Origin of the sequence: Okeania hirsuta, assembly GCF_003838195.1 — a bacterium.
Taxonomy (GTDB): domain Bacteria; phylum Cyanobacteriota; class Cyanobacteriia; order Cyanobacteriales; family Microcoleaceae; genus Okeania; species Okeania hirsuta.
Window position 1 is genome coordinate 1 of record NZ_RCBY01000172.1, and the last position, 15,838, is coordinate 15,838.

A 15,838-nucleotide genomic window follows, 5' to 3' on the forward strand; every position below is an offset into this window, starting at 1 on the left:
AGCTTGGTCTATTTCTGAGAGTAAGGTCTCCGGCCCCTGATGTTGATGGCGACGATCTTTTAATCCATCAATACCTAATCGGTTATAGCGCCCTACAATTCTGTAAATTGAACCACGCCGATATCCAGTAACCTCAGCCACTTCTTCTACTTTGTGGCCTTTAGCTATCAACCAGAGGATTTGCCATCTAGTTCGTTCTATTGGGTCTTGAGTTTGTCGGTAGAGTTTTTCCAACTCTTCGATACTTTTGTGTGGTTCTAGCTTTAACAATCTCGGCATGGCGATCGCCCAACTCTTACTATTCATCCCTTAATTTATCAGGTTTAATTTTTTTATACCGATGCTACCGGATTTGATATGATGGAGTAGGGGAGTGGGGGAGAAGTAAACATCAGAATAATTAATACGCTAGTGGCGTGCTCATTATCAAAAATATCATTGTGCCTGTGTTAATTACTTAATAATTGAAGTTTCACCTCACAAAAGCATTCTTTTTTCACCCTAATACCTAAGACCTAACACCTAAGACCAATTTTTATGTATATGAATCAATCAACATCCCTAGATATTTCGGCCATTCGAGTTGGCAAAATCAAACTTTTAGCGAGTGCTAATCTCCCTGGTGCAGATTTAGCAGGAACCCAACTTTCAGAAGCAGACTTCTACCAAGCTAACTTGGTTGGAGTTAATTTTGCTGGAGCTAATCTACAGAAAGCACAATTGAGAGCTAACCTGCGTGGAGCTGACTTCACTGGTGCTGATTTGAGAGGGGCAGACTTTCGTAATGCTGATCTACGGGGTGCTATTTTTATGGATGCCCAAGTTAGAGGAGCTAGCTTTGCAGGTGCTTTCTTAAATGGAGCTGTACTGAATAATTTGGACTTGAGTGGGGCTGATTTTCGTGGTGCTGACCTACGAGGTGTGAATTTCACTAGAACTATTTTATTTCAGGCAGAATTTAGTAGTGCTAATTTAGCTGGTGCAGATTTATCCCAAGCAGATTTAGAAGAAGCTAATTTTACTGGGGCCATACTCCGGGGCACAAATTTACAACGGGCTAATTTGCTCTGCGCTATTGTCGATCAAGCTGACTTCAATGGGGCTATATTCACCGATGCTTGTCTACAAGGTACACCCCTTGATTCAGTCTATTCCTAAAAGTTTTATTTGCCTAGTGGATTGACACATCTAAAATTTTGCAATAGTAGGGGCGGGTTCGGCGTTAAATTAATTGCTCAACATTAAATTGAGATGAACCCGACCCATCCCCCTATGTCAGTCCAGTAGGCTATGTCTTCAGTAGATGCAAAGTAATGCTTATTAAGTACATAAGTACAAGTAAACTTTACAATTCTTTATCAAACTGCTAGGATATCAATGAAGGCAAACATTGAAAAATTATGGTGACTGCGTTGTTGACCAATGTACCAATGCAAAATCAAAGTGGCGATCGCCTAGTGAGCAAGGCAGCAGGAGCGGCAATAGCAGCTCTGTTTAAAAGCTCTGATAAAGTCGAAGCCAATGTCCGTGCCGAGCCAGTGGCCAAACTTTTACAGGGTAGTCTGGATGGGTTTGATTTCATTGGCAAAGGAATGCGGATGTACAATGGCCTTCGGATTGAAGTTATGGAGCTTTACCTGCAAGCTGTATCAATAGACTTTAGTGCAATTTTTACTGGTAAAGTCAAATTAAGGCAGCCGATTCAGGCCACTCTGAGGACTGTATTAACTGAGTCTGACTTGACTACCTCTTTCAATACACCATTTGTGATAGAGAAACTGCAAAGGCTCAAATATCAGGGACAATCCCTACATTTCCAAAATACTCAAATGACCATCACTGAAGAGCGAGCCCTCAGACTTAAAACTCAAATCGGGGTAGGAAATCCAAATCAACCTATAGATGTTGATTTCACTGCTAACATTGAAGTGGAAAATAGACGTAAAATCAAATTTGTTAATGTTAAATATAATGGCGATCGAGAGTCAGTAGATTTAGGTAAATCTCTCATAGACCATGTAAATAATTTACTAGATTTAGATAAATTTGCTTTAGAAAATACTCAACTAAGAGTAGACCGACTAAGGGTAGGAAGAGATGACATCACGTTCTATGGTATAGCTAAGATTGAACAGTTTCCTAGTGGGATGAAGAATAAATAGTTGTTAATCTTTAAAATCCATTTAATGCAAGATCAAAATTGATGGAGTGAGATTGATAATCAAGCAGGAATTGACTAAAAGTATACAACTTCCTTGACAATTCTGGATTATTTCTCAAACAATATCACAAATGAGATAATACTCAGGTCAGATAAAAGCTACTCTAAAACATAATCTCTACCTAGTTAGAGTAGCTTCTAATGTTCAGTAAACTGTTATGCTTTTAGCTATCTTTATCATCATTAACTTTAGGAACATAGTCTGGACGTTGTGCATCTTCCCAACCAGGTGGACGCTTAGAATTATACCAAGCAATTGAACCTATAGTAATAGCAGCAACAAAGCCTACTACAACTACTGCAATTGGAATCCATATATTACCCTGGACCATATTAAATCTCCAAATTATTTCTATAATTTAGAAATATTATCTCACGGCCTGGATTGAGTTTAAATAAAATCAATCATTATTGCTAGGCGGGGTCATTTCAGTCATAAGTTAACAGTTATCAGTACCTTTAGCTGAATCAAGAGACTTGAAATACGGAATATTCTTTTTTTTATCCTCTTAAAAGAGGAAGATTCAGACCAAAATTTATCGGTCAAAGTAAGAAACAATCTAGAATCTGAATTTGATAGATTTTTTTGCGGTTGTAATCGTGGAGCTTAGTGTAAGCCGTATTACTAGTTTCATCACACCTATTTAACCACCAGCAACAGCAGGAACAATACTAACTTCATCTCCATCTTGTAGAGATGTTTTTGTTCCCTCTAAAAATCGGATATCTTCGCTGTTGACGTAGAAGTTTAAAAATCTTCGGGGTTCTCCTTGGTCATCACAGAGACTTTTTTTAATGCCAGGAAAGTTTGCTTCTAGAGAATCTATTAGTTCGGAAATATTGCCACCGCCACATTCAATTTTTGCTTTACTCTTGGTGAACTTTTGTAAGGGAGTAGGAATTAAAACTGTAACTGCCATAGTTGAGTAATGTTATTGATATAACTAAAACGTCTTTGCAAATTTTTATTCTAATGGTGGGCTAAGAAAAACTGTCAATTTTTAAGAAAAAAATTATTTTTCCTAACCCACTATTACTGCCTGGAAGATACACCAGATTTAACCTTGCTGAGGTATATTCATCGCGGACAAGATACCCGCACTAGGAACATTTAACTGTTAGTATCTTTACTTCAGATACCACCGAATCTGCTGTCTTTAGGAATTTTTGAGGTAAAGTTGCTTAAACCAAAACTTGCTCCCAATCAAGACGCTCTAATGTTTGAGCACGTTCCCAAGCTCGCTCGAAACTGTCTAACTTTGCATCTATTGTTAAAGGTTCGCCGATATAACCTTGTACTGCTTCTTGTGTCTTTAAGCCGTTACCTGTAATGTAAGCAACAGTAGTTTCTTCTGGATCGATTTTGCCTGCTTCTGCTAATTTTTTCAAGACCGCAATAGTTGTACCACCTGCTGTTTCGGTGAAAATTCCTTCTGTTTCTGCCAATAACTTCATACCTTCAATAACTTCAGCATCCGTGACAGATTCGATATTACCGTTTGTTTTGCGAGCTACTTCTAATGCGTAGATACCATCTGCGGGGTTGCCGATTGCGATTGATTTGGCAATAGTATTAGGTTTAACTGGGGTGATAAAATCACGACCTTCTTTGAATGCTTGAGCTACTGGAGAACAACCTTCAGCTTGCGCTCCACTAAAACGAACTGCTTTATCTTCTACTAAACCTACTTTAACAAACTCTTGGAATCCTTTGTAAATTTTTGTGTAGAGGGAACCGGAGGCTATGGGAGCAACTATATGGTCTGGTAGTTGCCATCCTAGTTGTTCGGCGACTTCAAAGCCTAGAGTTTTTGAACCTTCTGAGTAGTAGGGACGGAGGTTAATATTTACAAATCCCCAACCGTAGGTATTGGCAACTTCGCAACAGAGGCGGTTTACTTGGTCGTAGTTACCTTTAACTGCCATAACTGTTGGATTGTAAATTAGGGTGCCGAGAATTTTGCCTGCTTCTAGGTCGGCGGGGATAAATACACAACACTCTAATCCTGCTTTGGCTGCGATCGCTGCGGTGGAGTTTGCTAGGTTGCCTGTACTTGCGCAGGATACTGTGGAGAAACCTAATTCTCTGGCCCGACTTAAGGCCACTGATACTACCCTATCTTTGAAACTGAGGGTAGGCATATTTACAGCGTCATTTTTGATGTAGAGATTTTTTAGACCCAGGCGACGGGCTAAACGTTCTGATTTTAGTAGGGGGGTCATACCTGTTCCTACGTCTATTACATTATCTGTTTTTACTGGTAGGAATTGACGATAACGCCATATAGAGTTAGGACCTGCTTCGATTGTTGCCCGACTGACTGTTTGACTGAGCTTTTCATAGTCGTACTTTACTTCTAGGGGGCCAAAGCATACGTCTTCGCATATATGTTTGGCTTCTAGTGGGTATTCTTCACCACATTCTTTGCACTTGAGTGTTTCTATTGCTGTATTTTGACTGTGGATTTGACTATCGGTATTTGTAGCCTGGGTCATGGTCTTTACTCCCTACTTCTAACTAAGAACTATTCTTCTGCACTTTTTGAAATACTAGCATGGGTAAAAATCACCGTCAACCATACCAGACAAAAATAGTCGGGATTAATTTTATTCTATTTTTTCCATTATTAATTGCAACAGATAGATTTTCTGTTTTGGTAAGTAATTTTACTAATTTAGTAGTTAATTTTAATGTAGCGATTTGAGCGGTAGTATAAATGGCTTAGTTGTTTAGAATTAAGCTTAAAGTTAGTGACTTGCTTAACGAAGTCAGAAGTCAGATAGGGGAGTCGCCCCATTGGCGACGTACAGAAGTTATTTTTTTAAGGGGGATTTGAGCAAGGATCCAAAAATATTTCACCTTAAAAGGCGGGGTTTTAGACCCGATTATTTTGATAACTATTTTGTTCAAATTGATTAATATTTTGGTTGTCAATTTTACTGATTTTCAGGATAAATTTATTTTTTTTGTGTCACATTTTTTCTATTTAACTTAGTATTAAATGTGAATCATGTTATTGGATTTATTTTAATAAATGTAGCATTTTATAGTGAAAAAGTTTCTAGAGGTAAGTGGTTTAATACCATATACCAAAGAAATTATATTTTCTAAAAAAAATATCTAAATTCTAAAATTGTAAAGAAGAAGGCTTCTATAGAAGTCGGGAATTTCAACTCAAGCTTTTAGGGTCTTGAAAGCTGAGTGCTGTTTGCAAAGCATTCCGGTATGGAAAATGCTGATAGCTGTTTGCGGAGCATTCCGGTACGGAAAATGCTGATAGCTAGTTAAGGCCACCACTAACTGGAGGAATGAGGACTACTTCATCGCCGTCTTGAAGGACGGTTTCGGGTGGAGCAAAGTTGAAGTTAATACCAAATTTGGTTACTTTTCGCCACTGCTCTAGTTCGGGGTGTTGAGTGACGATCTGTTCTAAAAGTTGGGAGGCGGTAGTTCCTGGGGAAAGGGTGAGTTGGAGTTCGGAGACTCCATAGGCTTCTTGGTAGGCTGCGAATAGTTTGAGGGTGATGGTCATTTCAGTTATCAGTACTTCCTGCAATAGAGAGGCTTGAAACCTAATTTTTTGGTCATATTATGGGAAGAGGCGATTAACGAAGTCAGAAGTCATAAGTCAGAAGTCAGAAGTGAAGTTATTTTTGTAACGGGGATTTGAGCAAGGCTCCAAAAATATTGCGCCTTCAAAGGCGGGGTTTTAAACCCATATTTTTTTGATAAACTTCTATTTTCATTGATTTTTTTGCGTTGAATAAAAAATCATGCGCAGGGACGAACAGCCCCTTATACATTTTATAATCTTCAAAATATCAGAGTTTTTGTTTGAATGCAACAATTTCCCTGGCATTTTTTTCGAGAGCTTTTAAAGGGGAATCAGCTTCTTTATTTTTTGCGTTGAATAAAAAGTCATACGCAGGGGCGAACAGCCCCTTATACATTTTATAATCTTCAAAATATCAGAGTTTTTGTTTGAATGCAACAATTTCCCTGGCATTTTTTTCGAGAGCTTTTAAAGGGGAATCAGCTTCTTTATTTTTTGCGTTGAATAAAAAGTCATACGCAGGGGCGAACAAACCCTTATACATTTTATAATCTTCAGAATATCAGAATTTTTGTTTGAATGCAACAATTTTCCTGGCAATTTTTTCGAGAGCTTCTGAGGATGAGAATGATTGATAATTTATTATTTTAAATAGGGGCGTTGTTGAATGTATGATTTCACAGGAGTTAGGAGTAAACACTGCGGGTGACGGTGGAGTATAAAACCCAAAAGAAAAAGATAATATTTTAATTAGACAGGACTTACGCAAAATACGAAATTACACACAATCTGTAGGGGCGGAACGGAACAGAAACAGGCAAGATGCCTATTCCACATTTAATAATTATGTTCAGCCTCACATAAGACCTAAAATTATTATCAAAGTTAACCATCTAATTAAAATGCTCAAAATTCAAAACTTAGTTCTCACTAGCAGTTGTTTTTACCTCTACTTTTCAAGCTATTGTTTAGCAAAAACTCCTGAATTTTCCGAATATACCGTCAGAAAAAATGCTGTAAATATTATCTCTCAACGTCAAACAGATGCAGAACAAGAATTAGAATCTCCCAATAAATTTTCCCCTAACCCTTTAGAAAGCACTGAACCAGACCCACTCTTACCAGAACCCCCTACTACAGGAACCGTTACCGGGGACAAACGAGAAGAACTTTCTCAAGAACTCGACCGACTTAACGCTGAAGCTTCAGCATTATTCGCGGCGGGAGAAACAACTAAAGCTTTTGATACCTGGAATAGAGAACTTCGTTTGCGACGTTATCTGGGTCAAGCAGAAGAGTTAGCAGCTTTGGAACGAGTGGCGGAAATAGCATGGAATAATAGTCAAAAATTACAAGTGCAGTGGATTACAAAACGACTGGAAACCATACAACCAGAGATTCAAGAACAAGAACCAGTGAATATAGAATTGTTGCAAGCATTAGGTTCTGCATTTAATACTGTTAGAGCAAAAGATCCAGCAGTTCAAGTTTATCAACAAGTTATTGTTGAAGCAAGAGAGCGAGAGGATATTGCTACCCTGAAACAAGCTTTGACAGCTATGGGGGAAATATATTTGAATTGGTTAGATTATGATAATGCAGCGATCGCCTATGAAGAATTATTGGAGGTTCAGCAGCAGAGTAACTCAGCAACATCTACTAATGAAGAAACAACAGATCCTGCTTTAACTACTAATTTTGAAAAAGTAGATACTATCGAAAAATTAGCTTTCATTTATAATCAAGCGGGAAAACCTCTACAAGCAATTACAGCTAAAGAAAGATTGGTCAATTTTTACGAAGGTCAAGAAACTATCACAGAAATTCCGGATATAAAAATATCTATTGCTGGAGATTATGAGGAACTCGGTAAACTTAGTCTTGCCAGTCAATACTATCAGGAAGCTTATGATATTGCTCAATCAATTCAACAGTTTATAAGTGCTAGTGATGCTTTAGAAAAATTGGCAGCACTCTATCTTTCTCAGGATGAAAAAGAGGCAGCAATTGAAATATATAAAGTGCAATTATTGATGGATCAACAGTTTGTTAATGTTTATGGGATGATGGAAACTTATGACCGTATGGGTCAAGTTTATGCACAGTTAAAGGCTTTTCCTTTAGCAATTTCATCTTTTCAAAGAGGGTTAGAATTATCTAGACAATTGGGGGGATATCGAGAAAGTTATTTTCTACAAAAGCTTGATAAATTAAATAAAAATAAAAATCTGTGATTTAACTAAAAATGGAACGATACCGTGAAATTGTTGGTAAGAGTTAAGTTTATCAACCAATACAATTCTAGAAAATCATACTTTCAGCTAATAAAAATTTCGGTAGTTCTGCGTAGTAATGGTAGATATAAACAAGCAATGTTTGGCACGGGATCAAGATGCTCCCACTGCGGTCTCGTAACAACAATAATTACAATGGACGACTATTACAATGCACCACCACCAAAATTTCGGGGTTGCACATTATGGAATGATATTGCCAAAAAATAGTTTAGACTTTGACTAAAAAAAACCTAATATTAATTATTATAGCAATTGATTAATCCAAAATCTTGTTCATCAAAAATCTCAAATCATATCAAATCCGGTAACATCGGTGTAATTAGATAGTTAATCTAGGAGGACCGAGTCAGGAGGACCTCCTCAGGAGGGAAGAGAATGCGCGAAACATTTGCTCTTGGATGAAGATGAAAATTTTTTTTATACCGAACCCGAGCGGATTTGATATCATTCGTCACTGTGCAATGCCAAAATTTCGGCGTTGCTTAAATGTAATGATAATTAGATATCTACTCCACCCATAGGGAGTAGACAGTAGGCAGCTTTGCTGTAGGGGTAAAGAATTGATAATTTCTTTGGGATATAGATATTGATTTTTGATTCTTGGAGATGTCTATTAGCTGAAGGTAAAATTGAAAAACTGATGTTTTGCGCCCAAAGTTAATCTCAAAATCATTACCACTCAGCAACGCCAAAATTTCTGCATAATTCACTGAAACTTTTTCTATCAACTTCCCCGCTACTCTAATTACTGAAACTTTTTCTATCAACTTCCCCGCTACTCTAATTCCCGACGCCCCTCCAACGCACGCGCCAAAGTTACCTGGTCAGCATATTCTAAATCTCCTCCCATAGGCAAACCAAAAGCAATGCGGGTCACTTTTGTAAAAGGTCTCAACAACTGACCGACATATAAAGTAGTAGTCTCTCCTTCCACACTCGGACTAATAGCAATAATCACTTCCTGAATATTTCCCTGACTAACTCGCCGCACCAAAGCTTGAATACTCAACTGTTCCGGACCAATACCATCCATCGGCGAAATGACCCCCCCCAGGACATGATATTCACCCTTATATTCCCGTGTTTTCTCCAAAGCAATAAGGTCGCGGGAGTCAGAGACTACACAAATAATTTCCTTGTCTCGCTGAGGGTTACGACAAATTTCACAAATAGGTTCAGCAGATAAATGGAAACATTTCTCACATAGACCTACTTTTTTCCTCGCATCAACCAATGCTTGAGCTAAAGCTTGAATTTCTGCTTCCGGGCGCTTAATAATATGTAGTGCCAGACGTTGTGCCGTTTTAGGGCCAACTCCAGGCAACATTTGTAATTGTTCAATTAATCTGGCTAAAGGTCGGGTATAAATTTTGGACTTCCTCCGATTCAGTTATCAGCTATCAGTTATCAGTTATCAGTACCAAACACTGTTTGCGCAGCATGACCTAGGAAACCATCCAACTTGATATACTGAAGTTTATTCTTTTCATTCCTTTAAAAAAATAGGCTTGAGACCTTATTTTTTAGTCACAACCTACTATTTGATTGTAGCGATAAATAGTTTTACTCTCAGAAAAAATCAATATTATAAATTCTTACTTTCTAACTTCTGGCTCCTGAATTTTGACTTCTGACTTCATTAAGGCGATCGCTCATGTAAACCAAATGTTACAAATTGAGGGCTTTTCCAGATTGAGCAGCTATCGTGGAAAAAGTAGTAATCATCTTAAGTCCATGAGTGAGACAAGAAAAATTAAGAGAACTATTATTATTTCCTTAGTACTAATCTCTTCAATTACCTTAAAAGCTTGCACATCTCGTAGAGACAACCGCGAAGTTTATAGAAATCTTGAAGACTGTCGTAGAGAATGGGGAGGAGCAGACAGATGTGAACCAGTCACAGACGGAAGTTATTCATCTGGACACTATTATGGTCCTCATTACTACAGGTCTGGTGGTAGTATCTACTATTACCAGAATAGTAATAGTCGTTATCAACCTGTTCCCAGTAATGCAGGTATTCTTAAAAGTCCTTCGGGAAGGTCTACAACTTCTGTTGGTACGGTCAATAGAGGTGGTTTTGGTAGTAGAGGTGGTAGAGGCGGTAGTAGTTTTGGCGGTAGAGGCGGTGGCAAAGGTTGATATAGCGCAAGTTTAAAGTTTAAAGTCAAAAGTTTAAAGTCAAAAGTTTAAAGTCAAAAATTTAAAGTCATCCCTGACTGAGTTTGAGTATTTATACAAAATTCAAAAGTTTAAAGTCATCCCTGACTGACTTCTGACTTAGTTAAAAATGTCTGCGCCCTATTTGTGTAGTGCTATAAAATCAAAAATTAAAATTCAAAAATAAGGCAGAAAATGAAACGGATAAATATTGAACCTCGTGCCAACTGGCAGCAGAAATGCGAAGCGGTTGGCTTTCACTTTTATAATATGTACGGAGAACCATATTGGGATGAGACTGCTTGTTATCGTTTCACCACTTCAGAAATAAATGAACTGGAAGCAGCAACTCAAACTCTACAAGAATTATATATTGAAGCGGCAGAGCGCATTATCCAAGAAAACCGTTTTTCTCAATTATCTGTTCCGGAACAGTTTGCGGAATTATGTCGCCAGTCTTGGGAACGGGATGACCCCAGTCTTTATGGTCGTTTTGACTTTGCTTATGATGGCATCAACCCACCGAAGTTATTGGAATACAATGCTGATACGCCAACTGCTCTTCTAGAAACTGCGGTAGTGCAGTGGACTTGGTTGGAGGAAATGTTTCCCGAAGCAGATCAATTTAATTCTGTGCATGAAAAGTTATTGGCAGCTTTTGTGGAAATGAATGGTTTGGCAGGGGAGACTTTATATTTTAGTTGTGAAAGAGAGACATTGGAGGATTTGGGAACTGTTGAATATTTGCGAGATTTGGCAATTCAAGCAGGATTAAATACTCAACATATATATATAGATGATATTGGTTGGAGTGAAGAATTAGAAGTTTTTTGCGACCTGGATAATCAAATTATTCGTCACTTATTCAAGTTGTATCCTTGGGAATGGATGATGCGAGAAAATTTCGGGAAATATCTATTATTGGAACCGATGAAGTTAATTGAGCCTGCTTGGAAATTAATTTGGAGTAATAAAGCTATTCTGCCAATTCTTTGGGAATTTTTTCCCGACCATCCTAATTTATTGCCTGCCTATTTTGACTCTGGGAAATTATCTCATCCATACTTGAGTAAACCTGTTTTTTCTAGGGAAGGTGGAAATATTACTATTTATTTTGGAGATAGAGAATATCAAACGGAAGGAATATATGGAGACGAACCTTTAATTTATCAATCCTATTATCAATTGCCGAATTTTGATGGTTATTATCCTGTAATTGGTGCTTGGGTTATTGGTGGAGAAGCTGCTGGTATTTGTCTGAGGGAAGATCGGGAAATTGTGACTCAAGATTTGAGTAGATTTGTGCCTCATTATTTTAGTATCTAGGTATGAGTTATAAATATTCACCCCGAATAATTAATAATTCAATAATTCAGGTTAAAAGCCTCCCCTTTCAAGGGCAAAAAAAGAATTTTTTTTTCCTTGAGCGTCAATCCTATCCCTATAAAGGGAGAGGTAATTATTAATTTTTATATCATGTCCGGATAATCAGTGATTAAAAAACTTTCTCCCTTCTAAGCTTTTCTTTCCTTCAGCATAAGTGCCTTCTACCCTCTGCCTTACCTCCTCCAAAGTGTAAGCATTCAACCGGACATGATATTAATTTTTAATTGCTAAAACTACGTCAATAAAAAGTATTTAGAAATATAAATTCTAAGTATAGCAAGGTTTTTTATAATTGGTATAATATCATGTCCGCTGGTATCGTTTGTGTAAAAGTTAGCGTGAATATTTACAGGAAATTTAAGTTTTTTCTAGCTTTTAAACCTTTTTCCTTACCTTGTAATATCGGTGCTACGGAACTTGATATAACTCCCTAATTTAAAAATTATACGTTAATTCAGCAACGCCCTAAAACTTGCCCAGAATCTTAAGGGAATTTTTTCTTGATCAAACCCCTAATAAAAGCTCCAGGTTAGGATTTTCTGCCCAAGCTATTATTAACTGACTGAGAAAATGGCAATCTAAAAGCGGTGTTATTAATAAAACTGCTATAATATACTAATAACAATAATTAGTCTGAAACTCTTGTCAGCTATTATGCATTTAAATTGGTTTTTAATACAAGGCATAATCATTTTGGGGTTGTGCATCTGGCTGAAACCAACAAGATTAAACAGAGCTTGGCTTGCAAACCAATTATCGAATTACTTTGACAATGCTTTGCTTGTCGTAATATCTCTAGTACTTATATTAAGCCTGATGCCTGCATGGTCGGTATTAGCAGAGGAGACTTCAAACATCCCAGAGAATGTCCCAAAGATCTGGAAATGTATTGGTTGTTCTGCGGGGAAAGTTGGGACAAGGATGTCCCTGGATGAACAGGAAGCAAATCTCAATGATTTATGGGGTAAAGAGATTCTACGTCAGGGCAAATTTCCCCAAGAAGTTAAGGACTCCCAAGAGGCAATAGCTGAGGCAGGTCCTAGCCTAACACAGAAGATTTACCTAGTGGCTGAAGGAGGTCAAATTCCCCTCTCCATTGCCCCACGAAATGCCGATCGCAATCCACGATTGGCTATTACTTGGAAAGGAAATAGTATCCTGTCAACATTGCTCAGTGGAAGTCCTGGTCCAAAAACACGTTTCTTACAAGTCATTGCTTGGGACCCCCAAAAGAAAAAGTTCAACTATTATGAACTTAATAGGGATAATAACTGGAGTTGGGCAGGGGATTCCAGTCATGCTCGTCAACCACAGTTTATGGGAAAAGGGTGTTTTGACTGTCACCACAATGGTTCAGTCATTATGAAAGAACTCAAACGACCTTGGAACAACTGGCAAAGTGAGTTAGCGAGCATTGATTTATCAGTTTTGCCAGAGATGATTGCACAAGATCCTAACTTGGTCAACTTAATTGGTGCTAATGTCCTGGAACAGGATATTAAAGGTGGAGTATCCCAGTATTATAATGCGTGGCTTGACCGCCATATAAGTGAGGATATCACAACAGTTACTGAAGTTCCCGAAATATTACGACACCTTACTACAACTACCTCAGTCAATTTTGAATCAGATAATCCTAGTTCTACGAATACAGAAGTGGTATCTCCGAAAAACTTTTTTCTCTATGATGATGTTCTGAGTAAAGTAGCAGGAGATGTATTCGGCGACGCTGGTTATAAATTCCCCAATACGATTGGGTTTGACTCCAATAAATTTAAGCAAACTATTGATAGTAAAGAATTTGCCTTGCGTCAGTGTCGCAGAATTCCCAACACTAATAAGTGTGAACCAGATACTGTGGAGTATGAACAAAAAGGAACAACTTTTCATCCTTTTTTCATTCCCGTACCTTCCAATGAGGACACCTTTGTCATCCAACAGTTGATGAACTTTCAGGTTATACGAGATAACCAACGCAAGGACATCAAATTTATCACTGACAAGTTTGCTGCCGCAGTTTTGATGGTGGATTTCCAGAATCCTATATTCTCACCAGTGCGTAGTAGCTTACAAGACTATGCCGAAAAGCTAGATACGGCAACTATTGACAATCAAGAAGTCAGTAATATTCCTGCTTTGTTTGTTGCCGAGATCGAAGCAGCAGTTAAAAATCAACCTCCTTGTTCAGTAGAGAATTTGGATAGCTGTACTGCAGAACAGCAGTTTCTGAATACTTGGAATTTACCTGATGCAACCTGGAAAGATCAGGTTAACCAACGGATTCAATCTTATCTCAATGCAGTAGCTGACCAGATCGCCAATGGCAATGGAGTTTCGGATTATGTAGACCTTAGCATCTCGCGCAGACAACAATTTGCTTCTATAAAGCCGATTAAGAATCTTTTTGAGTTTAGTCTGTTACTTCCTCAAAGCGATCTGCCAGTAAATTCTCCCCTGTTACGGATGCAAAGCGACGGTCAAGTCGGAGTGGTCAATTAATTTATGACCAAAAGCTTATGATTTGTTTAATTAGTTCCCACCTGTTCAACCTAAACAATTAAATTAGAAGAGGTACAACTATGGCAACTCTCAAACGATTTAACACACCAGCAGGTCTTAAAGACTTAGGCGATCAACCAGATAAACAAGCTCAGTTAGATGCGCTCTGGAATCAGTCTCTCAACGAATTTACAGAACAATCAATTCAGGGAGGACGTGCCCCTCTAGATAATGATCGGACTTTCTACTTTAATCCTTTGAGCACCAATCTTACAGGAGTTGTTACTCCACCTCCTGTAGCTTGGACAGCCTTTCCCAACCGGATTTTACTAACCTTTCCTAACGCATCCCGAGCAGAACAATTACGATATGCTGATGAAAGTCCTCCAAATGTTGGTGGTCGACCTTATGGTCCTGAAGGACCAAGAGGATGGCAAGACGAATACTGTGAGTGGAGTGTAACCCGACGCACCAGTGACAACAAAATTACCAAAGTCACATTTACCTGTGAGAATCGTGAATATTGGTTTGCTTTATGGATGATTGACCCCAATCGCGTCCTTGAACTTTATAGAGAGTTAGTCAGTCCCGATGTACAACTTTCCGATATCCAAGGTGATATTGATCCTAACACTAAACTTCCTAGTTATAATTACCTCAATAAGTGGAATAATAATACAACAACTGGACCTGTTCATTTGATAAGTAGACCGAATAGTTTAAGTGCTGAAATTTATCTTGCCGCCGCCGCCACAATTGTCAGAGACTGTAACGGGGAGGTGGTCACTAACCAGTCTCAATTAATCCAATGTAGTCTTTATGGTACTCCAGGGCGTAATAGTGATCCCTTCATAGGCGGTACAGTTAACAGTATTGTCCGGCCAGGTGGCGTTAAGGTAACCCTCAAAGACCCCGTTGGTTTGTATATTCAAGAACCCGCTTTCGATCAGACATGGCAATTACCTTCACAAGCTCCCATTGATGCTCACCCCTCAGATTACTGGAAAATTGTCCGAGGTTATCGTCGTACTGATCCTAATGAACCCGATTTTATTCTTCATGCAGTTTATGAAGTGCCAGAGGAACAAGGCTTCTGTGTTGGTGATATCACAATTGATGGAGTTCCAATTATATTTGGGTCTCAAATTACCCAAAAATTCCAGATTGCCTTAGCTGCGATCGGCATTCCCACAACTGAACCAAATCAAACACCTCGTCCTTGCATTGATTCAAGTGCTTGTCCTTCAGAAAGTGCTGAAGTCGTTAGTGCTGCCGTAGATCCAGCCCATCTTAGTAGTATGAAGTCCCTAATGTCATCGACTATGAAGAGACTCTAATTTGATTTATGGGGGTCGGACAAATTTTTGTTAGGCTCCCCTTGAGTTTATTGACAATGGAAAGTTGTCAGATTATAAACTTACAGCAGTTTTCAGGTCAATGAACGCTATTAAAAAAATGATAACCCGCTCTGGGACGTTGCATGGAAAGTCCCTACTTTGTGGTCTACTAATTATGAAAGGCCTTGTAATATCAAATCCGGTTAAACAGTCATAGAATGGTTCAGTTAGGAGTCCTCAGGAGTCAGGAGACAGGAGTCAGGAGGAGAAAGAATTACAAAGATGAGGGTAGTTATGACGATTGAAGATTTTTTTTATGTCCAATTAAACGGATTTGATATTATAGCAATTCCCAAGAAGCGTGAGGTACAAAATTCCTTTGCT

Annotated in this window: 16 protein-coding genes; 9 read left to right on the forward strand and 7 right to left on the reverse strand. The window is 38.4% G+C overall.

The features are described from left to right. Positions 1 to 306 (reverse strand): helix-turn-helix domain-containing protein (locus tag D5R40_RS23070; protein WP_134239611.1); only part of this gene is annotated, 306 nt, incomplete at its 3' end. A 231-nt stretch (positions 307 to 537) separates the two neighbouring features. Between D5R40_RS23070 and D5R40_RS23075 the strand changes: the two genes are divergently transcribed. Continuing rightward, positions 538 to 1,158, forward strand: coding sequence for a pentapeptide repeat-containing protein (locus D5R40_RS23075; RefSeq protein ID WP_124146429.1), 621 nt, complete (start codon positions 538 to 540; stop codon positions 1,156 to 1,158). A 242-nt stretch (positions 1,159 to 1,400) separates the two neighbouring features. Continuing rightward, the gene (locus D5R40_RS23080; protein ID WP_124146428.1) at positions 1,401 to 2,162 is read left to right on the forward strand and encodes an LmeA family phospholipid-binding protein; all 762 of its coding nucleotides are present in this window, start codon (positions 1,401 to 1,403) and stop codon (positions 2,160 to 2,162) included. Positions 2,163 to 2,385: 223 nt separating this feature from the next. On the opposite strand, the gene psb35 is transcribed toward D5R40_RS23080, so the two are convergent. The 3 genes from psb35 to thrC all read right to left on the reverse strand — a co-directional run bounded on the left by psb35 (position 2,386) and on the right by thrC (position 4,717). Continuing rightward, positions 2,386 to 2,553, reverse strand: a complete 168-nt coding sequence (gene psb35 / locus D5R40_RS37105; protein WP_192901174.1) for a photosystem II assembly protein Psb35 — start codon at positions 2,551 to 2,553, stop codon at positions 2,386 to 2,388. Between the two features lie 312 nt (positions 2,554 to 2,865). Then, on the reverse strand, positions 2,866 to 3,141 hold the full coding sequence (locus D5R40_RS23085) for a MoaD/ThiS family protein (RefSeq protein ID WP_124146427.1): 276 nt from the start codon (positions 3,139 to 3,141) through the stop codon (positions 2,866 to 2,868). A 262-nt stretch (positions 3,142 to 3,403) separates the two neighbouring features. After that, entirely contained in the window at positions 3,404 to 4,717 is a 1,314-nt protein-coding gene (thrC, locus tag D5R40_RS23090) for a threonine synthase (RefSeq protein WP_124146426.1), read from the reverse strand. A 59-nt stretch (positions 4,718 to 4,776) separates the two neighbouring features. Between thrC and D5R40_RS35905 the strand changes: the two genes are divergently transcribed. Beyond that, on the forward strand, positions 4,777 to 4,926 hold the full coding sequence (locus D5R40_RS35905; RefSeq protein ID WP_161564647.1) for a hypothetical protein: 150 nt from the start codon (positions 4,777 to 4,779) through the stop codon (positions 4,924 to 4,926). Between the two features lie 576 nt (positions 4,927 to 5,502). On the opposite strand, the gene D5R40_RS23095 is transcribed toward D5R40_RS35905, so the two are convergent. Continuing rightward, a complete protein-coding gene (locus D5R40_RS23095; RefSeq protein ID WP_124146425.1) occupies positions 5,503 to 5,754 on the reverse strand; it encodes a MoaD/ThiS family protein in 252 nt (83 codons plus the stop codon). A gap of 923 nt (positions 5,755 to 6,677) precedes the next feature. Between D5R40_RS23095 and D5R40_RS23100 the strand changes: the two genes are divergently transcribed. Both D5R40_RS23100 and D5R40_RS35910 read left to right on the forward strand, forming a co-directional pair. After that, complete coding sequence (locus tag D5R40_RS23100) at positions 6,678 to 8,009, forward strand: tetratricopeptide repeat protein (RefSeq protein WP_124146424.1); 1,332 nt, start codon at positions 6,678 to 6,680, stop codon at positions 8,007 to 8,009. A 24-nt stretch (positions 8,010 to 8,033) separates the two neighbouring features. Continuing rightward, positions 8,034 to 8,279, forward strand: coding sequence for a hypothetical protein (locus D5R40_RS35910; protein ID WP_124146423.1), 246 nt, complete (start codon positions 8,034 to 8,036; stop codon positions 8,277 to 8,279). Between the two features lie 299 nt (positions 8,280 to 8,578). On the opposite strand, the gene D5R40_RS23110 is transcribed toward D5R40_RS35910, so the two are convergent. Beyond that, positions 8,579 to 8,839, reverse strand: a complete 261-nt coding sequence (locus tag D5R40_RS23110) for a hypothetical protein (RefSeq protein WP_124146422.1) — start codon at positions 8,837 to 8,839, stop codon at positions 8,579 to 8,581. Between the two features lie 8 nt (positions 8,840 to 8,847). Beyond that, complete coding sequence (gene recR, locus D5R40_RS23115; protein WP_205127479.1) at positions 8,848 to 9,441, reverse strand: recombination mediator RecR; 594 nt, start codon at positions 9,439 to 9,441, stop codon at positions 8,848 to 8,850. 254 nt (positions 9,442 to 9,695) lie between these two features. On the opposite strand from recR, the gene D5R40_RS23120 reads away from it, so the two are divergent. The 4 genes from D5R40_RS23120 to D5R40_RS23135 all read left to right on the forward strand — a co-directional run bounded on the left by D5R40_RS23120 (position 9,696) and on the right by D5R40_RS23135 (position 15,454). After that, positions 9,696 to 10,214 carry a hypothetical protein gene (locus tag D5R40_RS23120; protein ID WP_240039112.1) on the forward strand — a complete coding sequence of 173 codons (519 nt, stop codon included), beginning with the start codon at positions 9,696 to 9,698 and terminating at the stop codon, positions 10,212 to 10,214. Positions 10,215 to 10,427: 213 nt separating this feature from the next. Continuing rightward, positions 10,428 to 11,558: a glutathionylspermidine synthase family protein gene (locus tag D5R40_RS23125; RefSeq protein ID WP_124146420.1), complete on the forward strand. Its 1,131-nt coding sequence runs from the start codon at positions 10,428 to 10,430 to the stop codon at positions 11,556 to 11,558. A gap of 876 nt (positions 11,559 to 12,434) precedes the next feature. Next, positions 12,435 to 14,117, forward strand: a complete 1,683-nt coding sequence (locus D5R40_RS23130) for a hypothetical protein (protein ID WP_205127478.1) — start codon at positions 12,435 to 12,437, stop codon at positions 14,115 to 14,117. Positions 14,118 to 14,197: 80 nt separating this feature from the next. Further along, positions 14,198 to 15,454: a DUF8225 domain-containing protein gene (locus D5R40_RS23135; RefSeq protein ID WP_124146419.1), complete on the forward strand. Its 1,257-nt coding sequence runs from the start codon at positions 14,198 to 14,200 to the stop codon at positions 15,452 to 15,454. Positions 15,455 to 15,838 lie beyond the last annotated feature (384 nt).